We start from the raw sequence: 23,983 nt of genomic DNA, 5'->3' as shown, positions 1-23,983 counted from the left end.
GACGTCATGGAACACTACATTAGCTTGCTAGTTAAATCGATTTTCATCGAAAACTTAGCACTATCGTTCTTCTTAGGTATGTGTACATTCCTTGCTGTATCTAAGAAAGTTAAGACCTCTTTCGGTCTTGGCGTTGCCGTTGTTTTCGTACTGACTGTTGCAGTACCTGTGAACAACCTACTTTACAACCTAGTTCTTAAAGAGAATGCGTTACTTGAAGGTGTGGATCTTAGCTTCCTAAACTTCATTACCTTTATCGGTGTAATCGCGGCTCTTGTACAGATTCTAGAAATGATCTTAGACCGTTTCTTCCCACCTCTGTACAACGCACTAGGCATCTTCCTACCGCTGATTACAGTAAACTGTGCGATCTTCGGTGGCGTATCTTTCATGGTACAACGTGACTACAACTTTGCAGAGTCAGTAGTATACGGCTTTGGCTCAGGTGTGGGCTGGATGCTAGCTATCGTTGCTCTTGCAGGTATTCGTGAGAAGATGAAGTACTCTGATGTACCTCCAGGTCTACGTGGTCTTGGTATCACGTTCATCACAGTTGGTCTAATGGCGTTAGGCTTTATGTCTTTCTCTGGTGTTCAACTGTAAGTCGGGTAAACGGCAGCAATTAAAGGAATAGTCATGAATACTATTATTTTTGGTGTAGTGATGTTTACCCTGATTATCTTGGCGCTAGTTTTAGTGATTCTATTCGCTAAATCTAAACTAGTACCATCAGGTGACATTACAATCTCTGTGAATAACGACCCAAATCTGGCGATCGTTACACAACCAGGCAGTAAGCTTCTGGGTGCTCTAGCTGGTGCTGGTGTATTCGTATCTTCTGCTTGTGGTGGCGGTGGCTCATGTGGCCAGTGTCGCGTAAAAGTTAAATCAGGTGGTGGCGACATCCTACCTACCGAGCTTGACCACATTACTAAAGGTGAAGCGCGTGAAGGTGAGCGTCTAGCGTGTCAGGTTGCAATGAAAACTGACATGGACATCGAACTTCCTGAAGAGATCTTCGGCGTTAAGAAGTGGGAATGTTCAGTTATCTCTAACGATAACAAAGCAACATTCATCAAAGAGCTTAAGCTACAAATTCCAGATGGCGAATCAGTACCTTTCCGTGCTGGTGGCTACATCCAGATTGAAGCTCCTGCTCACCACGTGAAATACGCTGACTTCGATGTACCAGAAGAGTACCGCGAAGATTGGGACAAGTTTAACCTGTTCCGCTACGAGTCTAAGGTAAACGAAGAAACAATCCGCGCTTACTCTATGGCTAACTACCCAGAAGAAGAAGGTATTATTATGCTAAACGTGCGTATCGCTACGCCGCCGCCTAATAATCCTGACGTACCACCAGGTATCATGTCTTCGTTCATCTGGTCTCTTAAAGAGGGCGACAAGTGTACTATTTCTGGTCCATTTGGTGAGTTCTTTGCGAAAGACACAGACAACGAGATGGTCTTCGTTGGTGGTGGTGCTGGTATGGCGCCAATGCGTTCGCACATCTTCGACCAGCTTAAGCGTCTTAACTCTACTCGTAAGATGTCTTTCTGGTACGGTGCGCGTTCTAAGCGTGAGATGTTCTACGTTGAAGACTTCGATGGCCTACAAGCTGAAAACGAAAACTTCGTGTGGCACTGTGCACTGTCTGACCCTATGCCAGAAGATAACTGGGATGGTTACACAGGCTTCATCCACAACGTACTGTACGAAAACTACCTGAAGGATCACGAAGCGCCTGAAGATTGTGAGTACTACATGTGTGGTCCACCGATGATGAACGCAGCTGTTATCGGCATGCTGAAAGATCTCGGTGTTGAAGACGAAAATATCCTACTGGATGACTTCGGCGGCTAAATTTCGGTAAGTTGGGGCTGTAGCTTGATAAGTTAATCTGCTGAGCTACAACTCCAACTACTTGAAATTACGTATATAAGATGGCTGGCTGCTTTAAGTCAGCCATTATTTTTTAAAGAGTGGTAATAGTCGATACGTTCTATATAAAACGTATGTGCTATTCCCGTTTCGAATTTAAGGAGTCTAACAAGTGAAAAAGTGGCTTGTTGCATTTGCTTCTCTACTCGTTTTAGCTGGCTGTGAAAAGCCCGCAGAGCAGGTTCACCTAAGCGGCCCAACAATGGGGACGACTTACAATATTAAATATATCTCAGCGGAAGGTATCCCTTCTCCACAGGCGCTTCAGCAGGAAGTCGATCGTCTGCTTGAAGAGGTGAATGACCAGATGTCGACCTATCGCAAAGATTCTGAGTTAAGTCGCTTTAACCAACTGCAATCTTCTGAGTCATTCGAAGTGTCGCCTCAAACTGTCACTGTAGTGAAAGAAGCGATCCGTTTAAACGGTCTTACTCAAGGTGCGTTAGATGTGACAGTTGGTCCATTGGTTAACCTTTGGGGGTTTGGTCCTGAAGCTCGCCCTGAGGTAGTGCCAAGTGACGAAGAGTTGGCAGCACGTAAAGCGATGACGGGTATTGAACATCTTTCTGTTGAAGGCAATACACTCAGAAAAGATATTCCTAACCTTTATGTTGATCTATCGACAATTGCAAAAGGGTGGGGCGTAGATGTGGTTGCAGACTACATTCAATCTCAAGGCGTTAAGAACTACATGGTTGAAGTCGGCGGTGAAATGCGTCTGAAAGGTTTAAACCGTGAAGGCGTGAAATGGCGAATCGCCATTGAGAAACCATCGACTGACGAGCGTGCAATTCAAGAGATTATTGAACCAGGCGATATGGCGGTAGCGACATCGGGTGATTACCGTATCTATTTTGAGCGTGATGGCGTACGATACTCGCACATCATCAACCCGCAGACGGGTAAGCCTATTCGCCATAAGGTGGTGTCAGTCACTGTACTGGACAAGTCATCCATGACGGCAGATGGTTTGGCGACTGGCCTTATGGTTCTTGGTGAAGAGCTAGGTATGCAGGTGGCCAATGAAAACAATATTCCTGCGTTTATGATTGTTAAAACCCAAGATGGCTTTAAAGAGTTAGCTTCTGAAGCTTACAAGCCATTTATGAATCAATAATAAGATTACGAGCATGTCATTATGAGTACATTTTTAATTACCTTTGGTGTGTTTATGGCTGTGATTGCCGCTATGTCAATCGGCTATATTATCCAAAAGAAAGTGGTAAAAGGCAGCTGTGGCGGCCTGGGTGCAGTTGGTATCGACAAAGTATGTAATTGCCCTGAACCATGTGATGCACGTAAAAAGCGTGAAGCGCGTGAAGCGGCTAGAGCTGAAAAGCTAGCAGCATGGGAAAAAGATCGTATCGCCTAATGTAAGCGCTTTATTCCAAGTTAAACACCGACGTTATGTCGGTGTTTTTGTTTGTAGAGAAACTAGTTTTAGCTATAAATTGTGCAGTTTCTTCCTGCTGCTTTTGCTTCATAAAGCCTGTCATCTGCCAACTTTATTTGCTCGTTTAAGCTCGCGTTACTGTTACATACTCCAATACTGACAGTGACTTGAATACTATTGGAGTCATGCTTGATGAGCGTTTTTTCGATACGTAACCGCACATTTTCAATCCGGGTTATGAACTCATCAAAGGGGATATGAGATTGAATACAGAACTCTTCTCCACCGAATCTTGCCACTACTTCATCAGGGAAATAGATCTTTAGAATATTGGCAATGACTTTCAGTGCAGCATCTCCCCCGTCATGACCATAGGTATCATTAACTGCCTTGAAATGGTCAATATCCAGCATGGCGATGCAACGATCTGTGCACGTAGAGCAAGCTTGAGCAAACAGGAAACGTCGATTCCAAAGCCCGGTAAGCGCGTCTTGGTTGGCGAGCTTATACAGCTCTTCCGTAGCCTCTCGCATATTGAGCAGCTGATGTACCCGGCAATAAAACTCTTCTTGATTAAAAGGTTTAGTTAAAAAGTCATTGGCACCTGCTTTTAGAAACTGAGCTGTGAGGGTTTTAGAGTTGCTGCCCGATAAGCCTATGATGCCCAAACTATTGTTGTCATAAGATTGACGTATTTCTTGGATCATCTTGATGCCATCTTTTTCAGGCATATCATGATCTGTAATCACAAAGGTAATGGTAGGATCTTGCTTTAACCTTTCTAGTGCGATTTGGCCATTTTCCGCTTGAGTCGTTTTTATGTACTGGTGCTCTAATAGCTGGGTAACATGTGCACGAACGGTGGGAGAATCATCAACGATCAAAGCGTGATGCTTATCGTTGTTGAGTAGGCGTTTAGCGAGAGGAATTAGGTAAGCAACTGAAGCCATACTATTTTTCAGCAGGTAGTCGACAACGCCTTTTGCGAGAAAACGCTCTCTGGCATCTTCATTGAACGTAGCCGTAAGGACGATGGCTTTATGCTTGTGCTCCAGTACGAGGTCGATAACTTCTCCATCCTGAGCATCAGGTAAACAATAGTCTAAAACGGCAAAGCGGAACTCTCGGTGTTGCTGCAGGATATGCTTGGCTTCAGCTAGGGTTTCGGCGCTATAAACCTGACAACCAATAGCGGTTAACTGCTGTGTCAGGTAGTTTTGGTACGCACGGCTATCTTCCACAACCAGTACTTTATTGTTCAAAGTCGTGCCTCTTAATTTGTCGCTATAGTTTTAATAATAAACCCATCTATCGATCTTGCACGGGTAATTGATCGACAATTTTTTCTATGAGAACCAGCTAAGATAAATTAAACTGTTTTTATATACAGTTATCTTTCAGGTGTATTGTCGGTAATGTCAGGTGAAAAAGTACGAAAAATCATCCATGTCGATATGGATTGTTTTTATGCTGCGGTAGAAATGAGAGACAACCCTTCTTATCGTGGGCGACCGCTTGCTGTAGGTGGCCATGAGAAACAGCGTGGTGTCCTGAGTACCTGTAATTATGAGGCAAGAAAATTTGGTATTCGTAGCGCTATGCCAACGGCTCGTGCATTGCAACTATGCCCACAGTTACTTGTCGTGCCCGGTAGAATGCAAGTCTATAAAGAGGTTTCAAAACAGATCCGCGAAATCTTTTCCCGCTACACTTCATTGATCGAGCCTTTATCTCTGGATGAAGCCTTTCTCGACGTGACAGAAAGTACTCAGTGTCAGGGTTCAGCCACTCTGATTGCCGAAGCAATACGTCGTGACATCTGGCATGAACTTTCGTTAACCGCGTCGGCTGGTATTGCTCCAGTTAAATTCTTAGCCAAAGTCGCCTCTGACATGAATAAACCCAATGGACAATTTGTGATCCCGCCAGATAGCGTGCAAGAAGTGGTCGATAAACTTCCTTTAGAGAAGATACCTGGCGTCGGCAAAGTGAGTTTGGAAAAGCTACACCAAGCTGGCTTCTATACTGGTGAAGACATTAAAAACAGTAACTATCGCGATTTGCTACTTAGGTTTGGTCGATTGGGTGCTTCACTGTGGAATAAGAGCCACGGTATCGATAACCGCGAAGTGGTTGTCGAACGAGAGCGTAAATCGGTCGGCGTCGAGCGAACCTTTAGCCAAAATATTTCTTCCTATCAGGAGTGTTGGCAGGTGATCGAAGAAAAGCTCTTTCCGGAGCTCGAAAAACGTTTAGAAAAAGCCTCGCCTGACAAAGCCATCATTAAGCAAGGTATTAAGCTGAAGTTCGCTGATTTTCAATTAACCACCATTGAACATATTCACCCGCAGCTTGAACTGGAATATTTCAAGCAGCTATTGAGTGATATTTTGAAGCGCCAACAGGGCAGAGAGATTCGCCTGTTGGGTTTAAACGTTATGCTTAAACCGGAAGAGCAGGCGAAACAACTTAGCTTCTTTTAGTCTTAAATGCCTCTAGTTCTCTATGTGCTCAACTTGCGCTAGGACATCAGCGAATGGAGTCGACTCCAGTTTGGCAAATCCAGACAAAGAGCGAGCTTTGATCTTAGTGAATAGTGGCGTGGTGATGCCGCAAAGGAACTTAGTTTTCAGATGAGGTGAGAGTTTTTGTTTGGCTTTATCTTCGAGCGTCTTTAACCACGTCGATACCTGCTCAGGGTTGTACTCTTCTACGACTGGTTGAGGCAAAGTGGCGATAGCACCACGACAAACACTACAGTGACCGCATTCAGCAGGGGCATTGTAATCTGCGAAATAGTGTGCGAGTCCTGCACTTAAACATTGCTCAGATTGAAAGTAGTTAAGTAGATTGTGAATTCGCTCTACATCACTACGCTCTTTATCTTTAAACAGTGACCACAAGTTTTGAGAGAGCACATCGAGGCTCTGCTCGGGGCTATTGACTGTATAGACCTCGGTCATCAGCTTACTTTCGAGCTCAATCCATCCTTTTTCGTTAAAGTAGTCGAGGGCAGCAACCGCGCGATGGCGTTCACCTTGGAAGTGGTTCCATAAGGCATCAAAATCAACCTGACACCAGACCTTAGCTTGGCTTGAACAGTCAAACAGAGCGGAGACAAACTGCTGGCGAGTTGGATCAAACTGACTGATGATAAATTGTTTATCTTTAATAAATTTGAATCGATAATCGGCGAAGTAACTGAACTTGGCTTCTACAAGACCCGCCATCTCCATGTAAACCAACAGCGTTTTTAATGGCAACTGACGAATATTGGTTTCCGTAGACAGTCTCGAAAGGACCACTTCCCACTGTGGTGTATTCTCTATAGCCTGCTTGAGTACCGAGTCGATATCCCCGAGCTCTGGGGTATCACCGTAAACAAAGTTTTCTAGCGTGCTGAGACCGTTTTGATTGGCGAGCAAAATACACTGAGATGGCTTGCCATCTCGACCCGCTCGACCAATTTCTTGAGCGTAGTTCTCGATGGATTTTGGCAGATCAAAGTGGATGATACGGCGAATATCTGATTTATCGACACCCATGCCGAACGCTATAGTGGCAACAATGCAGTCGATCTCACCACGCATAAATTGGTCTTGGATAGATTCACGAACATCGGGTTTCATCCCCGCGTGATAAGCGTGAGCATTGACACCGCCTTTGAGTAGCTGTTTGGCAACTGTTTCTGCGGTTTGCTGTAAAGTCACATAAACCACCGTCGGTGCGGTAGGTTCAGGGCCAATAAGGTTGAGCAACTGCTCTGCTTTGTCGTCCTCTTCACAAGGAACAACGCTGATATCTAAGTTTGCTCGGTAGAAGCCAGTCACAACGAGATCTTGCTTAGCGATCGAAAACTTGTCTCGCATGTCCTCAATCACTGACTGAGTCGCCGTTGCAGTCAACAGCAAAGCTTGAGGAATTTGAAACTCTTTTAAGTACTGAGGCAGTTTTAGGTAATCGGGACGAAAGTTGTGACCCCATTCTGAAATACAGTGCGCTTCATCGACCACCAACAGCGAAATGGGTACTTGAGAGATAAACTGACGAAACCGCTCGTTCTTCAGTCTCTCAACAGAGATCATGAGGATTTTAATCTCACCACGCCTAACTTGTTCCATCACTTGCAGCGTCTCTTCGCGGCTTTGGCTTGAATCGATTGAAGCTGCGGGTATTTGCTTGCTGTGTAAAAAAGCGAGTTGGTCTTTCATTAGCGCGAGCAGAGGGGAGACGACCAAAGTTAGATTTGGCAGCAGGGTAGCCGGTAGCTGATAACACAGAGATTTCCCTGAGCCAGTAGGGAAAATCGCTGCGCAGGATCGTCCTTCTAAAATGGTCTCAATCGCTTGTTGCTGTCCGCCTCTTAGGCTATCGAAGCCAAATGTGTGTTGAAGGGTGTATGCTATGTCTGACTGGTGGGGCGAACTGTCCATCGGGCTATTCCTGCTATTCTCTTCTGCGTCGGTCACAGGTATTCTAATGGCTATCAGAGCAATGGAACACGATTTTAGTATGAATAAATTAGAGCTGCGGCAAGTAATACTCTCGCAACTGCAAAGTAAGTTAGAGATTGCAGTGAGCTCAGCACAAAGAGCGATCGAGTCCGCGACCGACGAAGAGACGGTCCCTGAGCACAAATATGATACGTTAGCTCTAGAGGCGTCTTATTTAGCGCATGGCCAAGCGATGCGGGTACAGGAGTGTGAACAAGAGATTCATGCTCTGACCAATTTGGTACTACCGCAGGAACCGCAAGCCGTCGGGTTGGGTTGTTTAGTGTCACTGCTTGATGTAGAAGATGATCGCCACTGGTTCTTTCTTTCCCCTTGTGCGGGTGGCCTCAAAGTCGAGTTTCAACAACATGTAATCGTGCTGGTTACATTTGACTCCCCGCTTGGACAGGCTCTAAAAGCGAAACAGGTGGAAGATGAAATCAGTTATAGAATTGGTGACATCGAGCATAGCTACGAGATAGAAACCATCTGCTGACAAACTTTGAGCCATTTTTGATATGCTCGTGACCAATCAATTGAGTGGGATGACAATGAAGAAAGTAATACTTGCCTTACCGATACTGCTTTCAAGCCAAGCGTATGCTGCGCAATGTAAAGTGGATTTAAAAAATGAGATTCATCTCAATGGTGAGCGAATTGAAATCGTGCAGACCAGTGGTGAGAAAGCGATTGTCGATGCTGACAATAACTTACTTATTCACGGTGAGAAGATAGAACTGAACAATGAGCAGCAACAAGCGATTGCTCAGTACCGTGACAATCTGAATGATTACTTACCGCGCGTGAGAAAGATCGCTCAGGACGGTTTAGCGCTTGCCAATGATATCGTTGATGACGTGGCGGTGAGCTTTGATGCTCCAGAAGCGTTTGATAGCGTGAAGCAATCTATGAAGCAATTTTATGCAGATATGGAAGCGCGCTACTACAATGATGGCGATCTCGTACTGCCAGCAGATACTTTTTCTTCACTACGCGAAACATGGGCTGAAGATTTTGAAAAAGCGAAAGCGCTGTTTAATGAAGAGTTTATAGCTAGCGCATTCAATGCGATGTCGGAAAAGATGAAGGCGGAAGGCGGCTTAAACTTAACTGAAATGGCGAATGCGATGAGTGAGCTGAAAGAGCGTATCGCGGAGCGCTTAAAGCAACATGCGGTTGAGGTTGAGCAGCAAAGCGAAGAATTTTGTGACTCGCTGGATCAGATGGCAGAACAAGAGCAGCAACTGCATAAGAAGATACCTGAACTTAAGGATTATCAGCTTTTTACGATCTAAGGTAACGATTGCTCAAGGTATGCGATCACATAACAGAGTGCTTATGGCACTCTTGTTATAGACAACTTGGTGAATAATGTGTTTAATTCTGGCTCTTGCTTTTAGGGTATGACGTTTAGATGCAGATATCCCACCTATCTCTCAAACAGTTAACGATTATTGCTTCGCTGATGATGGCGAGTGTTTTTGTTTTTTGTTATCTCTCTTTCCGCTATATCTGGACCTATGATGAGGCGGTTGAGCGTTTTGAGTTTCTGCAATCCGAGGAAGTGAATCGAGTTAAAACTGTCATCGATCTACAGAAATCTGAACTTGCCCGTTCGTTAATCAACTATGCGGCATGGGAAAGTATCACTGACTTTATTCATTCACCTAATCAAGCGTTTACCGATCGCAGTATCAGCCCTCATACCTTTACCTCTCAGCAACTGAGTGGTGTATTCATTTTTGACCCCAATGTGAGTTTAATCTGGGGTCGTCATTACGATGTAAAGGCCCAGCAGGATCGTTCTTACGATGAAATCCGTTATAAATTTGGTGCATTGTTAGCCGATAGTTTGAAATCCAGAACCGACAAGATCACTCCGTTTGTTAAGTTTCTTGTTTTTGATGATCAGCCCGCTCTCCTCGCAACGTCAAGGATCTGTGATAGCGATGGTGCGGACTGTGACCGCGGTTATATGATGTTTATAAAGCCGATTGGCGGTAGCTTTGTACGAATGCTAAAGCAAGCAACGGGCATCAATGTCGAAATTTACACCAAGCAACAAGCAGAAGCTGCGGAGGTTGCTAATCGAGAGAATATAACCATTCTCGAACGGTTGGATTATCAGAACAATTCAACGGTTTGTATTGTGATTAATCACTCGGTCACTATGCCTTCGTTTATCACATGGGGAGAGCTTTCTGCCGTTCTCGCGTTTGCCGTATTTATGTTTGGTTTTAATTTGTGTGTTGTGCATGTGATGATTAAACCGATCAAGCAAGCGAGATTTGCGCTGTGTAATCTCAATAAAGATAGCCAAACTATCACTGAAGAAGATCAGTTTATTTCCCATGAGATGCGTGATTTTGCTAGTCGAATCAATGAGGTTTTTGGTGAGTTAGAACAGAGTAGAAGTGAGCTGGAATGGTTATCGACTCATGATGCGTTAACTAAAGTAGGTAACCGACGCAAACTTCAAGCTTATTGGCAGCAACTCAAGTCATGTTCTCAAAATCAGCATGTGAGTGTTGTCTTGATCGATATCGACCACTTTAAATCTTTCAATGATAACTATGGTCACCTTGAAGGGGATTTTATTTTAAGTGAAGTGGCAACCCATTTATCTAACGCCAAATCGAGTTGTGACAAGTTTATTGCTAGGTACGGGGGAGAAGAATTTTGTATCCTCCTTTCCTCCGAGCAACCAATCAACAATAAGCGGGAAGCGGATGCGTTGCTCTCGGCGATAAATAGCCTCGCCATTACCCATGAACACTCGCCTACTGCGCAATATGTCACAATATCTGTGGGGGTTGCGGATTGTGCGAGTCAACCTCTCGACCGTCAGCACGATATTTTCCTTGTGGCCGACAGTGCGCTCTATGAAGCTAAACACAGTGGAAGAAATAGAGCGAAGATCAAGCCTTACTTAGTAGAGTCAACGCGTAAACTGAACGTTACGAGTTAAATCGGCTATAACGTAACCTTATCTACCTAACGATTTGCTATTTTAATTGTGAATATTGGTGTTTTGTATTAATGTACTAGCCAACTAGTTCATTGGTGCGATTTAAGTGGTATGGCACAAGTAGACAATTCTCAATCTCGCGAACATTTTGGTTCGCGTCTCGGATTTATTCTTGCCGCAGCAGGTGCCGCGGTTGGTTTAGGCAATATATGGGGTTTCCCAACTCAAGCAGCAAGCAACGGTGGCGGTGCCTTCTTACTGGTTTATCTAGTGATGATCCTAGTGGTCGCTTTTCCTATGTTGGTCGTTGAAATGGCGATAGGTCGTCATGGTCAGGCTAACCCTGTTGACAGTATGCGCTCTTTAACGGCGAATCCAGCAGGAAAAAGAGTAGGCGCAGCTGTTGGTTGGATTGGTTTGAGTGTGCCAAGTGCCGTGCTTGCCTTCTACAGTATCGTCGGCGGTTGGTTGATTTGCTTCTTACTTGGTGCCATTACAGATGTTTTAGGTATGGAAGCTGCGACTGCTTGGTTTAAAGGCTTTAGTGTCGAGCGCAATCTTTTCGGTACGATTACTTTTTACGTTCTCACTGTGCTCATTGTTCAAGGTGGTGTTAAGCAGGGGATCGAAAAGTGGTCAACTCGACTGATGCCCGCGCTATTTGTTTTGTTTGCTCTGCTATTCATTTACATCATGACGCAAAACGGTGCGACGGAAGGCTTGAAGCACTACTTGATTCCAGATTTTGAAAAAGTGATGGATCGTAAACTAATCTTAGCGGCGATGGGGCAGGGCTTCTTCTCGCTAACTATCGGTGGTTGTTCGATGCTGATCTACGGTTCTTATCTGAGCAAAAAAGAGAACCTGCCTAAGATGGCAATGAACGTTACCTTAGTAGATACCGCAGTCGCCTTTATTGCAGGTCTTGTTGTTATGCCTGCTATGTTTGTCGCGATGCAAAAAGGGGTAAAGATATACGCTGAAGATGGCTCATTGCTTAGTTCCGATACCCTAGTGTTTACCGTATTACCACTCATGTTCGATAGCTTAGGCTTGCTTGGCCAATTGTTTGCGATTGTATTTTTCTTACTACTGACCATTGCTGCACTAACATCATCTATCTCTATGCTGGAGTGTCCGGTTGCTTTAGTGAGTGAGCGTTTTAACACCAAGAGAACACCAACAAGCTGGGTGCTAGGTGGTTTGATTGCATTGTTCAGTGTGGTGATTGTCTACAACTTTGCGGCCATGTTTGGCTTGGTGGCGATGGTCGCAACCCAGTACCTTCAGCCAGCAGCAGCGCTGTTATTCTGCCTATTTGGCGGTTGGGTATGGAGTCGTCACTCTAAGATTAAAGAGCTAGAGCAAGGCTGTCCTGAATTTACTCAAGGCTGGTTTGGCAAACTGTGGCCTGCCTATGTGAAGTTCGTTTGTCCTATCTTAGTCGCCACAGTGATTTGGGCCTCTTTTGGCTAAATGAATCGAAATTAAGGTCAACAGACCCTAGATAGCCCGCAAAAATGCGGGCTATTTTTTTACTCATTACACAGATTAAGACGGTGAGTTAATCTGACCAGTGGTTAAGGGCTCCAAATCAGCATCGATCACTTCTTCGATAAACTCTTCAACCACTTGCTCAACTTCTTGATCGTCTTGTTCAAAGTAAGCCAAATGGAAGATGGCGTCACCTTCGTTAACCAAAGGTAAAGTTTGCTGACCGATAACAATCCCGCCTTTGCGTGCGGTGAGTTCAATCTCACTGTGGCCTAATGGCGCACTGATGTAAGCCAGCACCTGACCTTTTTCTACTTTTTCGCCTAACGTCACCACAGTCCGAAGAATACCGTCACTTTCCGCGCGCAACCAGCTGGTGGACTTAGCGATCATCGGTGTTGGCAACTTTTTGCGACTTGAACGCAGCATACCAATTGCCTGCATGACACGCTGAACCCCGATAAAGCCAGCACTGATACAAATAGGCTCAAACCTTAGCGCTTCTCCCGCTTCATAGGTTAAAACCGGAATGCCCAGGCGTTCAGCCTCGCTACGCAGAGAGCCGTCTCGTAGTGGAGCATCAACGATCACTGGCGTAGCGAACGCCTGAGCAATACGAAGTGTTTCTGGATTACTTAAATCTGCCCGAATCTGTGGCAGGTTGGTGCGGTGAATGGCACCTGTGTGTAAGTCCAAAATGTAGTCACAGCGCTTAGCGACCTGAGAGAAAAAGGTGTTCGCCATGCGTGAAGCAAGCGAACCCTTTTCGCTACCCGGGAAGCAGCGGTTTAAATCTCGTCTGTCTGGCAGATAACGAGACTTATGAATAAAGCCGAACACGTTAACAATGGGTACAGCAATGATGGTGCCTTTGAGCTTGTTAGCATCAAGGGTGTTGATTAACTGTCTAACAATCTCAACGCCGTTAAGCTCATCACCATGAATTGCTGCGTTGACCATAAGAACGGGCCCAGCTTGTTTACCGTTTATGATCTCGACCGGGATCGATAACGGTGAATGGGTGTAAAGCTTTGCCGCTTCTAACTCAATCACCTTACGCTCTCCCGGCGAGGTAAACTCGCCGAGAAATTCGAATGCGCTATTCTTTTTAGCCTTTGCCACGAGTTTTAGTCCTTTTGCTTGCCGCATTTTTCTCAATAAATTCGACAATCATTCCAGCAATGTCTTTACCAGTTGCGGCCTCAATACCTTCAAGACCTGGAGATGAGTTTACTTCCATGACTAATGGACCGCGTTCTGATCTTAGTAGATCAACCCCAGCCACATTTAGCCCCATTATTTTCGCAGCCGCGACCGCAGTGCGTCGCTCTTCTGGAGTAATCTTAATTAACGATGCGCTGCCACCACGGTGGAGGTTAGAGCGAAACTCGCCCTCTGCACCTTGACGTTTCATCGCAGCGATCACTTTGTCACCAATCACAAAGCAACGAATGTCAGCACCACCCGCTTCTTTAATGTATTCCTGAACCATGATATTGGCTTTCAGGCCCATAAAGGCTTCAACAACACTTTCTGCCGCCTTACGAGTCTCAGCCAGTACAACGCCGATGCCTTGAGTCCCTTCTAGTAGCTTAATTACAACAGGCGCACCGCCAACCATTTCAAGCAGGTCTTTCACGTCATCAGGTTTACTCGCAAAGCCAGTGATTGGCATGCCGATACCCTTGCGAGATAGCAGCTGCATAGAGCGTAACTTATCGCGAGAGCGAGTGATGGCTACCGACTCGTTGACGGGGTAAACGCCCATCATTTCAAATTGACGTAGTACCGCTGTGCCATAGAAAGTGACAGAAGCGCCAATACGAGGAATGATGGCATCGAAACCAGACAGCTCTTCACCTTTAAAGTGAATTTCAGGCGCGTCTGAGTTGATGTTCATGTAGCAACGAAGTGCATCGATGACTTTTACCTCATGGCCACGGTTTTTTGCCGCTTCAATTAAACGCTTGGTTGAGTACAAGCTAGCGTTACGAGATAAAATACCAATTTTCATTATTTGCTTTCCTCGAAAGGGACTAAAAACGATTCAACAGGGTCAACAACGATGCGGTTGTGCATTGCTGTACGGCCTAACAACATACGAAAAGCCATGTTTTCGCGATTGGTTAAAGTAATTTCAATTGGCCAAGTTTCGCCACCGATGCTCAAATCAGAGCTGATCACATAACGCGATTCTTCATGGCCACCTGAGTCGCGAACGATACGCTCATCAATGACTTCAGATTCACACATAATTTCTACGTCCGTATTATGCTGAATTGGGTGGATCCAGAAGCGAACCCATTGAGCTTCGTCCTTCTTAAAGCTCTCTACTTTGAATGCGTGTAAACACGAGGTCTTGGCTCCGGTATCGATTTTTGCATTAATTTTCTCAATACCAAGGCTCGGTAGGCTGAGGGTTTCTCGCCAACCAACAAGTAGTTTTTCTTTCATCGCAGTAATAATAATTTAGAGAGTATTTAAGATGCTCGATTGAAGTGAGCATCCCCAACTTAACACGGTCGTTTTATGCCGAGTGTAGTGCCTGAAGAGGGCAGAGAATTTACCCTTAGGTGCTTCAAGGAGGGCGACTGTAGCAACCATGATTCGCGCTGACTAACGAAAAGAAATCACCGTGACGACAAAAAATATTTATGGTTTAGTGAGGAGCGAAAATAAAAAAGCCAGCTAATGCTAGCTGGCTTTTAGGATTAGATTTAGTAATGGAAATTACGCTTTTTCAGGAATCGCTTCTAGTAGAGCAACCATTTGATCCCAGAATAGGGCAACCGTATCAATTTTCACTTTCTCATCTGGTGAGTGTGGGAACTTGATGGTTGGGCCAAATGATACCATGTCCATATTCGGGTAAGGTTCTTTGAACAGACCACATTCAAGACCAGCGTGAATAACCATGATGTTTGGCTTATGGCCGTAGATGCCTTCGTACATGTCACGGAAGATAGCCATGATCTCTGAGTCTGCGTCTGGTTTCCAACCTGGGTAAGCACCAGAGAACTCAATTTGAGCGCCTGCCAGTTCAGCAACAGAAGTCAGCATGCCTTCTACTTGTTGACGGCCAGAGTCAATCAAAGAGCGAACTAAGCACAACACTTGGATTTGGTTTGCTTCAGTGGTCACGACACCCACATTTAAAGACGTTTCAACTACGCCTTCAATTTCATCGCTCATGCGAATCACGCCGTTAGGGCATGCATTTAATGCGGCGATGAAACGTTGCTGGTCGGCAATCGCTAATACTTGTGTCTCTGTGTCGATCGCTTCGTTGAATGAAACGATGTCTGTTTCTACTTTACCTAGTTCAGTGCGAAGTAGGTTAGTGTAGAACTCGAACAACTCAGCAAGCTTAGCTTCATTTTCTGCTGGTACAGCTACTGTTACGAACGCTTCACGAGGAATAGCGTTACGCAGGCTACCACCGCGGAACTCGACAAGACGAAGGTCAAGTTCTTGTGCGTGACCTGCTAGGAATCGAGCAAGTAGTTTGTTGGCATTGCCACGACCAGTATGAATGTCACAGCCCGAGTGACCACCTTTTAAACCTTTTAGGATCAGTTGGCGAGTTGTAAAGCCTGCTGGAAGCGCTTCGCGTTTGATATCGAAAGTCATTTCACCATCAATACCGCCAGCACAGCCCATGTAGACTTCGCCTTCTTGCTCTGAGTCAGTGTTAAGAAGAATATCACCTTCTAACCAACCCGCTTCAAGACCGAATGCACCTGTCATACCTGCTTCTTCGTCTACCGTTAGCAGCACTTCAATTGGACCATGCTTGATTTCTGTTGAAGCCAGTACCGCAAGACAAGATGCCATACCCATACCATTGTCGGCACCGAGTGTGGTTCCTTTCGCTGTTACCCATTCACCGTCAATGTACGGTTGAATCGGATCTTTTGTGAAGTCATGATCTGTGTCTTCATTCTTCTGTGGCACCATATCGATGTGTGCTTGCAGAACGACACCTTTCTTATTTTCCATACCCGGTGTAGCTGGCTTCTTGATGAAAACGTTGCCTGTTGGATCACGGCGAACATCTAAGCCTTGCTCTTTAGCCCAATCAACGATGTATTGTGCTAGGGCTTCTTCGTGTTTTGAAGGGTGAGGGATAGAACAGATCTTATCGAAAAATTGCCAAATTGGAGCAGGTGATAAGCTGCTGATTTCAGAATGGAATTCAGACACGGATGACTCCTTAAAAAGAACAACGCCAGATTATGTGTTTGGTTTCTGCCATTAATCTGGCACAAAAACCTAAATCTGGCCTATTGGGTAGAGGAGCACAGAATAGCACTCCCTGACTAAAGGGTGTAGTAAAAGCGGCAAGCAAATGTTTCGGTGCAATCACAAATTGTAGATTCTGGTTGACACGCCCTGTGCAACTGAATGGGTAGTGTTTGTACTAAATCCAAACAATAAATTGATATAACTGTAATTAAATTACAATATTCATTTGATCTAAGTCAGTTTTTAAACTTTTTGTGACTTTTGTCACTTTAATGCTTGTAATTAAATTTCTTTGGGGTATATTTGTAACCAACTTCGAAAGCGAAGAGAAAATGCTCAAAGGATGAGTCCGATTTGTCGCCTCCACGGAACTGAGAAATCAATATTTGTAATCTGTTTTAATTGATTTAGAAGGTGATAGTTATGAAAGGTTTACCAAGTGCAGCGTTCTGGCTAAACAGCTCTGTTTACACAGGCAGCTTTACTTACCCAACAAGCTTCGGTTACTAAACTCTAGCTTGTGACACTCGAACAGTTTGTTCACCCCTATTATTGGAATTTTTTTACAGCCTTTAGTTGCTGACATGATTCAACCGCCACTCAAATTGAGTGGCGTTTTTTTATCTAAGCAAAAGTGCGCTCACAATTTGCCCACAAACTCTGTGGTTTCCCGTCGCTAACTCCTATCTCTCTATTTTATTCGCATAAACACATATTGCCTTACGCATAAATATCCCAAATGCCATTGAAAGTTTATGACATGGTATAAAAAAACACCTTTTTGAAATTCAAATCATCAATGATTTTACTTTATGAAATATAAAGTATTTTTCTTTATGCCATCATCTGGCACTTGTTTGAAAGCGGCAGTGAACAGCAGAAATATTGATTAGAGTCTTAATTCTATCTGGAATTTACTATTTGATGACTTTATAATTCGAGCCAATCGATTACGCAACCGTTTACTTTTTACCCTTTTAGGATTCGATTATGTTCGAAAAACTGTTCAAACTCAGTGAAAACGGCACAAACGTCAAAACTGAGATCATTGCAGGTGTGACCACCTTCTTGACGATGGCTTACATCATCTTTGTCAACCCTGCAATGCTTGCAGACGCTGGTATGGATAAAGGCGCTGTATTTGTTGCAACCTGTCTTGCTGCGGCGATTGGCTGTTTCATCATGGGCTTCGTTGCTAACTACCCAATTGCACTAGCACCTGGCATGGGACTGAACGCCTTCTTTACCTATGGCGTTGTTCTCGGTATGGGTCATTCATGGCAAGTCGCTTTAGGTGCCGTTTTTGTTTCCGGTATCATTTTCATGGCTTTGAGTATTTTCAAAGTTCGTGAGTGGATCATTAACTCGATTCCTATGTCATTACGTACGGGTATCTCGGCTGGTATCGGTTTGTTCCTTGCGTTTATTGGTCTACAAAACTCAGGCATTGTGGTTGATAACCCAGCGACTTTAGTTGGTCTTGGTCATATCACAGGCCTGCAACCTGCGTTAGCGGCATTAGGCTTCTTCCTAACGATTGGCTTGGTTTACCGTGGTGTACGTGGCGCGGTAATGATTGCGATCCTCGCGATCACAGCTTTGGGTTTGATCGTTGGTGACGTTCAATGGGGCGGTATTATGTCAGCGCCACCAAGTGTTGCTCCGACCTTTATGCAAATGAACATTGCTGACGTCTTCGAAGTTGGCATGATTTCAGTTGTATTCGCTTTCCTATTTGTTGACCTATTTGATACAGCGGGTACTTTAGTTGGCGTTGCGACAAAAGCGGATCTGATTAAAGAAGATGGCAAACTGCCTCGTCTAAGCAAAGCGCTACTTGCTGACTCGACTGCAACGTCTGTTGGCGCAATGATTGGTACCTCTAGCACCACTTCTTATGTTGAGTCTACGGCAGGTGTTGCCGCGGGTGGTCGTACGGGCCTGACTGCTGTTGTCGTTGGTGTACTATTCCTTCTGGCTCTGTTTTTCTCACCACTGGCTGGCATGATTCCAGCGTACGCAACCGCAGGCGCACTTTTCTACGTTGCTATTCTGATGATGTCTGGCCTGGTTAGTGTTGACTGGCGCGACTTAACAGAAGCGGCACCGGTTGTCGTGACCTGTTTACTTATGCCACTGACTTACTCAATTGCAGAAGGTATTGCGCTTGGCTTTATCTCTTACGCTGCAATCAAACTACTGAGTGGCCGTGGTCGCGAAGTATCAATCAGTGTATGGGTACTATCAGCAGTATTCATCATTAAGTATTTAGTGGCTTAATTTCCGCCTTAGCGAATTCGTTCGCTAAATGTCGGCAGTACACTATTTTTCGCCATAACGGAGTCTCTGTTATGGCGATTATTTTTGCCACAGGGATAAATTCCCCATTGGTATTGTATAGCGCCTGCGTTAAAATAAACGTTTGCGTAGCTTTTCCCCAGACTTGCCTGTTGCAATCGTCCAAACTTCAATGACGTGTTGAGGGGATGCAGATTTTAAAACTATTAGGTTATTACAATGAGTAAAAAATTCATTATCACTTGGGACCAAATGCACACACTTTGTCGTGAGTTGGCGGAAAAACAGATGCCAGCAGAGCAATGGAAAGGAATTTGGGCGGTTAGCCGTGGCGGTCTAGTACCGGGCGCAATCTTGGCTCGTGAGCTAGGTATTCGTCATGTAGATACTATCTGTATCTCAAGCTACGACCATGACCATCAACGTGATATGACTGTTGTAAAAGCGCCAGAGGGTGACGGTGAAGGCTTCCTAATCGTTGAAGACCTAGTAGATAGCGGTGATACAGCACGTAAACTGCGTGAAATGTACCCGAAGGCAAAACTGATCGCAGTATGTGCTAAGCCAGCAGGTGTTGAGCTACTTGACGACTACGTGGTTGATATTGCTCAAGACACATGGATCGAGCAGCCATGGGATATGTCAATTCAGTACATTGAGCCAATCAATCGCAAGCAAAAGTAACTGATTGAGCAACATAGCGACACTTTCTTGATAAATGACCCTTTCTTGGGTCATTTTTTTTATTACTATTTAATAAACGTAATTATTTAGGTCATCGCCCATGTCTGAGGAAGTCAGTAAGAACCTCTCGGAGTCTCTGTTTGCTAATCATAAACAAGCCAAGGAGACTTCGGCGCTCACGCAATATATGCCAACCAGTGAAACCTTCTTAGATCAAAAACGAGAAGAGGATGGCTTCAAGTGGTATCGCAATTTGCGTCGTATGCAATGGGCTTGGCAGGGCCTTGATCCTATCGAGATTGAAGCTGTGCTAGCTAAAATTGCCGCTTCCAAGCATTCACGTACCCATGATGAGTGGCTCGATACCGTGATGGGATACCACAGCGGTAACTGGACTTATGAGTGGATTAAACTGGGCATGCTGCACCAAAAGCGGTCCGCTAAGCTAAAAGGTGAAGAGGCCGCTGATGAAATGTTTAATGCTTCTTTGTGCTTTAGCATTGCTGGTTACCCACACTTAAAGAATGATAACTTGGCGATTCAGGCTCAAGTGTTGGCGAGCAGCGCTTACACTGAAGCGACAAATAGAACCAAGTACATCGTTAAACGCATTGAAATCCCTTATCAGCGTAAAACTATCGTCGCTCACTTGCACTTAACCAGTACAGATAAGCCTCAGCCTGTGGTTATGGTGAGTGCCGGCTTAGATAGCTTGCAAACGGATCTTTGGAACCTGTTTAAAAACTACCTCGCTGAAAAGAACATCGCGATGTTGACGGTTGATATGCCGTCGATAGGTCATAACACTCATTGGAATATGACCGAAGATACCTCATGTCTTCATCAAGTGGTATTAAACGAGTTGTACAATATCCCATGGGTTGATCACCATCGTGTAGGCTTGATTGGCTTTCGCTTTGGTGGCAATGCAATGGTGCGTCTATCGTTTATCGAGCAAGAGAAAATTAAAGCCTGTGTCTCCCTTGGCGCGCCTATTCATGATGTGCTCTCTTCACCAGAAAAACTTAAGAAAATGCCCAAAATGTATTTAGACATGTTGGCATCACGTATAGGTAAGAATGCGGTCGATATTCATAGCTTAGCTGGGCAGCTAATGGCTTGGTCACTCAAGGTGCAAGGCATTCTTGGTAGCCGTAAGACGCGCGTGCCGATCTTAGCGATGAGTTTAGAGAACGATCCTGTGTCACCCTACAGTGATAACCAAATGGTGGCGCTGTTTAGTGACTATGGTAAAGCGAAGAAAATTAGTTCCAAGACAATTACACAAGGATATGAGCAATCCCTCGATTTAGCGATCAAGTGGTTGGAGGAGGAGCTAATTAGATGACATTTCGACTAATTTAGACAACACTTAAATATACGAGCTACCCAGACTTTCTAGTCCTAAGTCGCTCTGTATAAAAATAAGTAAATGAATATGGAGATTCATTATGTCTGAACAGACGAAAAGTCCGACCCATTACCGCTTATTGTCGACACTGAGAGCTATTGGTCCTTACTTACGAGAATCACAAAGTAAGGAAGACGCGTATTTATTTGACTGCTTATCTGTATGCGTCAATGACAAAAAATCACCAGAGCAGCGTGAATTTTGGGGCTGGTGGTTAGAGCTGGAGCGCAATGGTGAAGCGTTTGAAGCGCGTTATCGCTCTGGCTTATACGATTCAACCGGTGAGTGGCAAGAGAAGTCTCTGCCCAAGAAAGCGGTTGAAGATGTGACTCGAACTCAAGAGGTGTTTCACCAGAAACTGGTTGATACACTAAATAGCGAGTTTGAAATCGCCGTCAATATGCACGAAGAATCTGTCGAATTCGTCTAAATTTCTTTGCTTATCATTCTTCTTGACCAAAAAGGCGCTTTTTAGCGCCTTTTCTGCTTGTGAATTTATCAGTAGATTGCTAAAACATCAGGTCTAATCAATCTTTCTCGCCAATGAATGCGATTCTTGATTGTGACGATTTTTATTTTTTTCATAGTAGAAAGGCAATGACTAAACAAAGCGGAAAAGCCTCTCAGTCTCAGACTGTGGTGGTTAAACTAGGTACTAGTGTTTTAACTGGTGGCACATTGGAGTTGGATCGCGCTCATATGGTTGAGTTGGTTCGTCAATGTGCTGAGCTGAAAAAACAAGGCCACTCAGTGGTTATGGTTTCGTCTGGTGCAATTGCAGCCGGACGTGAGCACCTAGGATACCCCGCACTGCCCAACTCTATGGCAAGTAAACAGTTATTGGCGGCGGTTGGCCAAAGCCAGTTGATTCAAACTTGGGAATCACTGTTTGCTATTTATGGTCTAAAAATCGGCCAAATGTTGCTAACTCGCGCCGATCTTGAAGATCGTGAGCGATTTTTGAATGCACGCGATACGATCAATGCACTGGTAGAAAATGACATTATTCCAGTAGTTAACGAAAATGATGCGGTCGCAACCAGTGAAATTAAGGTCGGTGACAACGACAACCTTTCTGCATTGGTTGGCATCTTATGCGGTGCAGACAAGCTGCTGTTGTTAACTGACCAGAAAGGGCTATTCACCGCGGATCCTCGTAAAGACCCGAATGCAGAGTTGATAAAGGAAGTAAAAACCATCGACGATACCTTACGCAAAATTGCCGGTGGTAGTGGTACTACGTTAGGTACAGGCGGTATGGCGACGAAACTGCAGGCGGCAGACATTGCGCGTCGTGCAGGGATTGAAGTGATTATCGCTGCGGGTAGTGCACCAAATGTGGTGTTTGACTCACTGGGTGACAATCCACAAGGTACACGCTTCTTGCCTTGTGCTGAAGCATTAGAAAACCGTAAACGCTGGATTCTTGCAGGCCCTGCGGCTTCGGGCGACATCGTGATTGACGATGGTGCGGTTAATGCTGTGGTGGGCAAAGGAAGTAGTTTACTTGCTAAAGGCCTAACTAAAGTCAGTGGACAGTTTGCTCGCGGTGATGTTGTACGTGTGACCGATAACAAAGGCACCTTGATCGCTCGCGGCATTGCAAGCTACTCAAGCCAAGATATGGCGAAGATAGTGGGTAAGCATAGTAAAGATATTATTGGAATTTTAGGATACGACTACGGCAATGAAGTGCTTCACCGTGATGATATGGTCGTAATCCAAGAGTAAGGAAAGAGAAAGTGGAACTGATTTCAATGGGTAAAGCGGCTAAAGAAGCGGCTTTCCAACTAGCAACAGCGTCAACAGCGCAAAAGAACCAAGCTCTGGCAATTATTGCTGATGAACTAGAAGCGAATGCTGAGACTATCTTAGCCGCTAACGCAAAAGATATTGAGAAAGGTCGAGAAGCAGGGCTGACGGAAGCGCTACTTGATCGCTTATTGTTAAATACAGAGCGTTTAACAGGCATCGCGAATGATGTGCGCAATGTAATTAGCTTAAATGACCCAGTAGGCAGTGAGCTAGACAGTAAAGTGCTTGAAAATGGCATGTCCTTGTCTCGCCGCCGCGTGCCACTTGGCGTGGTTGGGGTTATCTACGAAGCACGTCCAAATGTGACAATTGATATCGCGGCTCTGTGTTTGAAAACTGGTAACGCCAGTATTCTTCGTGGCGGCAAAGAGACCTTCTTCTCCAACATGGAGTTGGTTAAGGTTATTCAATCTGCTTTGGCAAAAGCGGAACTGCCAGCGGCTTCGGTTCAGTATATTGAGAAACCAGACCGTGAACTGGTGTCTCAGCTACTAAAACTGGATGACTACGTGGATATGATTATTCCGCGTGGCGGAGCAGGCCTGCACAAGATGTGTAAGGAAAACAGCACGATTCCGGTGATTATTGGTGGATTTGGTATCAGTCATATCTTCGTTGATGAAAGTGCTGATCTCGCTAAATCTTTAGAAGTGGTCGAGAACGCAAAAGTACAGCGTCCTTCAGCATGTAATGCACTCGATACCTTACTTGTTCATGAGCAAGTCGCGGTAGAGTTCTTATCTATGTTAGCGGCACGCTTAAATGACAAGGTGGCATTAGTCGCAGAGCCAAAAGCTAAGGCTCTACTTGGCGATGCGAAAGAGTTGCGTGATGCGGCTGAAGGTGACTTCGATACTGAATGGTTAAGTTTCACTTTAGGCGTAAAGGTCGTTTCTGGCGTTGAGGAAGCGATTGATCATATGCGCGTACACAATGCGAGCCACTCTGATGCGATCATGACTAACAGCCTAGAAAACTCAGAGCTGTTTATTAACTCGGTTGGTTCTGCTGCCGTTTATGTCAATGCATCAACACGTTTTACTGATGGTGCTCAATTCGGTTTAGGTGCTGAAGTCGCGGTATCTACTCAGAAGCTTCATGCTCGTGGTCCTATGGGTTTAGAAGAGTTAACCAGCTACAAGTGGGTAGGTAAAGCGAACTACTTGCCGCGCAGTTAACAAATCTTGCTACACATTGGTTGAAAAAGGGGCTATCTAGCCCCTTTTGCTTTTGCTAGCTTT

The 23,983-nt window shown here is 44.9% G+C and carries 21 protein-coding genes; 15 read left to right on the top strand and 6 right to left on the bottom strand.

Translation table 11 applies throughout. The annotated features are described in order from the left end of the window. Positions 1 to 6 precede the first annotated feature (6 nt). The 4 genes from nqrE (at position 7) to nqrM (ending at position 3,313) form a co-directional block, all read left to right on the top strand. Positions 7 to 603, top strand: coding sequence for an NADH:ubiquinone reductase (Na(+)-transporting) subunit E (nqrE, locus tag IX91_RS11860; RefSeq protein ID WP_004744903.1), 597 nt, complete (start codon positions 7 to 9; stop codon positions 601 to 603). 33 nt (positions 604 to 636) lie between these two features. Continuing rightward, entirely contained in the window at positions 637 to 1,863 is a 1,227-nt protein-coding gene (gene nqrF, locus IX91_RS11855) for an NADH:ubiquinone reductase (Na(+)-transporting) subunit F (RefSeq protein ID WP_004744902.1), read from the top strand. A 190-nt stretch (positions 1,864 to 2,053) separates the two neighbouring features. After that, on the top strand, positions 2,054 to 3,058 hold the full coding sequence (locus tag IX91_RS11850) for an FAD:protein FMN transferase (protein ID WP_004744901.1): 1,005 nt from the start codon (positions 2,054 to 2,056) through the stop codon (positions 3,056 to 3,058). A 21-nt stretch (positions 3,059 to 3,079) separates the two neighbouring features. Beyond that, the gene (gene nqrM, locus IX91_RS11845; RefSeq protein WP_004744900.1) at positions 3,080 to 3,313 is read left to right on the top strand and encodes a (Na+)-NQR maturation NqrM; all 234 of its coding nucleotides are present in this window, start codon (positions 3,080 to 3,082) and stop codon (positions 3,311 to 3,313) included. A gap of 68 nt (positions 3,314 to 3,381) precedes the next feature. Here nqrM and IX91_RS11840 read toward each other — a convergent pair whose 3' ends face one another. Continuing rightward, complete coding sequence (locus IX91_RS11840; protein ID WP_004744899.1) at positions 3,382 to 4,596, bottom strand: GGDEF domain-containing response regulator; 1,215 nt, start codon at positions 4,594 to 4,596, stop codon at positions 3,382 to 3,384. Positions 4,597 to 4,749: 153 nt separating this feature from the next. Here IX91_RS11840 and dinB point away from each other — a divergent pair, with 153 nt between their 5' ends. Continuing rightward, a complete protein-coding gene (gene dinB, locus IX91_RS11835; RefSeq protein ID WP_004744898.1) occupies positions 4,750 to 5,817 on the top strand; it encodes a DNA polymerase IV in 1,068 nt (355 codons plus the stop codon). A gap of 12 nt (positions 5,818 to 5,829) precedes the next feature. Here dinB and IX91_RS11830 read toward each other — a convergent pair whose 3' ends face one another. After that, positions 5,830 to 7,767 carry a RecQ family ATP-dependent DNA helicase gene (locus tag IX91_RS11830; protein ID WP_004744897.1) on the bottom strand — a complete coding sequence of 646 codons (1,938 nt, stop codon included), beginning with the start codon at positions 7,765 to 7,767 and terminating at the stop codon, positions 5,830 to 5,832. A 79-nt stretch (positions 7,768 to 7,846) separates the two neighbouring features. Here IX91_RS11830 and IX91_RS11825 point away from each other — a divergent pair, with 79 nt between their 5' ends. From IX91_RS11825 to IX91_RS11810, 4 genes are all read left to right on the top strand, one after another. Then, a complete protein-coding gene (locus tag IX91_RS11825; RefSeq protein ID WP_004744896.1) occupies positions 7,847 to 8,323 on the top strand; it encodes a GreA/GreB family elongation factor in 477 nt (158 codons plus the stop codon). Between the two features lie 55 nt (positions 8,324 to 8,378). Beyond that, positions 8,379 to 9,122: a YggN family protein gene (locus IX91_RS11820; protein WP_004744895.1), complete on the top strand. Its 744-nt coding sequence runs from the start codon at positions 8,379 to 8,381 to the stop codon at positions 9,120 to 9,122. Between the two features lie 119 nt (positions 9,123 to 9,241). Beyond that, complete coding sequence (locus IX91_RS11815; protein ID WP_004749087.1) at positions 9,242 to 10,795, top strand: sensor domain-containing diguanylate cyclase; 1,554 nt, start codon at positions 9,242 to 9,244, stop codon at positions 10,793 to 10,795. Positions 10,796 to 10,906: 111 nt separating this feature from the next. After that, on the top strand, positions 10,907 to 12,271 hold the full coding sequence (locus IX91_RS11810; RefSeq protein ID WP_004744893.1) for a sodium-dependent transporter: 1,365 nt from the start codon (positions 10,907 to 10,909) through the stop codon (positions 12,269 to 12,271). Positions 12,272 to 12,346: 75 nt separating this feature from the next. On the opposite strand, the gene IX91_RS11805 is transcribed toward IX91_RS11810, so the two are convergent. The 4 genes from IX91_RS11805 to IX91_RS11790 form a co-directional block, all read right to left on the bottom strand. Continuing rightward, positions 12,347 to 13,438, bottom strand: a complete 1,092-nt coding sequence (locus IX91_RS11805) for a succinylglutamate desuccinylase/aspartoacylase family protein (RefSeq protein ID WP_004744892.1) — start codon at positions 13,436 to 13,438, stop codon at positions 12,347 to 12,349. Beyond that, on the bottom strand, positions 13,398 to 14,303 hold the full coding sequence (gene rimK / locus IX91_RS11800) for a 30S ribosomal protein S6--L-glutamate ligase (RefSeq protein WP_004744891.1): 906 nt from the start codon (positions 14,301 to 14,303) through the stop codon (positions 13,398 to 13,400). Before rimK ends, IX91_RS11805 begins: the two co-directional genes overlap by 41 nt. Further along, complete coding sequence (locus tag IX91_RS11795) at positions 14,303 to 14,743, bottom strand: ATP-dependent zinc protease family protein (RefSeq protein ID WP_004744890.1); 441 nt, start codon at positions 14,741 to 14,743, stop codon at positions 14,303 to 14,305. The genes rimK and IX91_RS11795 overlap by 1 nt, the downstream gene beginning before the upstream one ends. A gap of 276 nt (positions 14,744 to 15,019) precedes the next feature. Then, positions 15,020 to 16,492, bottom strand: a complete 1,473-nt coding sequence (locus IX91_RS11790) for an aminoacyl-histidine dipeptidase (protein ID WP_004744889.1) — start codon at positions 16,490 to 16,492, stop codon at positions 15,020 to 15,022. A gap of 1,032 nt (positions 16,493 to 17,524) precedes the next feature. Between IX91_RS11790 and IX91_RS11785 the strand changes: the two genes are divergently transcribed. The 6 genes from IX91_RS11785 (at position 17,525) to IX91_RS11760 (ending at position 23,920) form a co-directional block, all read left to right on the top strand. Further along, a complete protein-coding gene (locus tag IX91_RS11785) occupies positions 17,525 to 18,814 on the top strand; it encodes an NCS2 family permease (RefSeq protein WP_004744888.1) in 1,290 nt (429 codons plus the stop codon). 237 nt (positions 18,815 to 19,051) lie between these two features. Further along, entirely contained in the window at positions 19,052 to 19,516 is a 465-nt protein-coding gene (gene gpt / locus IX91_RS11780; RefSeq protein ID WP_004744887.1) for a xanthine phosphoribosyltransferase, read from the top strand. Positions 19,517 to 19,616: 100 nt separating this feature from the next. Continuing rightward, complete coding sequence (gene frsA / locus IX91_RS11775; RefSeq protein WP_004744886.1) at positions 19,617 to 20,864, top strand: esterase FrsA; 1,248 nt, start codon at positions 19,617 to 19,619, stop codon at positions 20,862 to 20,864. 103 nt (positions 20,865 to 20,967) lie between these two features. Then, the gene (gene crl, locus IX91_RS11770) at positions 20,968 to 21,357 is read left to right on the top strand and encodes a sigma factor-binding protein Crl (protein WP_004744885.1); all 390 of its coding nucleotides are present in this window, start codon (positions 20,968 to 20,970) and stop codon (positions 21,355 to 21,357) included. A 167-nt stretch (positions 21,358 to 21,524) separates the two neighbouring features. Continuing rightward, entirely contained in the window at positions 21,525 to 22,658 is a 1,134-nt protein-coding gene (gene proB / locus IX91_RS11765; protein ID WP_004744884.1) for a glutamate 5-kinase, read from the top strand. Between the two features lie 11 nt (positions 22,659 to 22,669). After that, positions 22,670 to 23,920 carry a glutamate-5-semialdehyde dehydrogenase gene (locus IX91_RS11760; protein WP_004744883.1) on the top strand — a complete coding sequence of 417 codons (1,251 nt, stop codon included), beginning with the start codon at positions 22,670 to 22,672 and terminating at the stop codon, positions 23,918 to 23,920. Positions 23,921 to 23,983 lie beyond the last annotated feature (63 nt).

Source organism: Vibrio tubiashii ATCC 19109, from assembly GCF_000772105.1.
In the GTDB taxonomy this organism is placed as follows: Bacteria; Pseudomonadota; Gammaproteobacteria; order Enterobacterales; family Vibrionaceae; genus Vibrio; species Vibrio tubiashii.
Note: the sequence above shows the minus strand (reverse complement) of the source record. Positions and strands in the feature narration are given on the sequence as shown.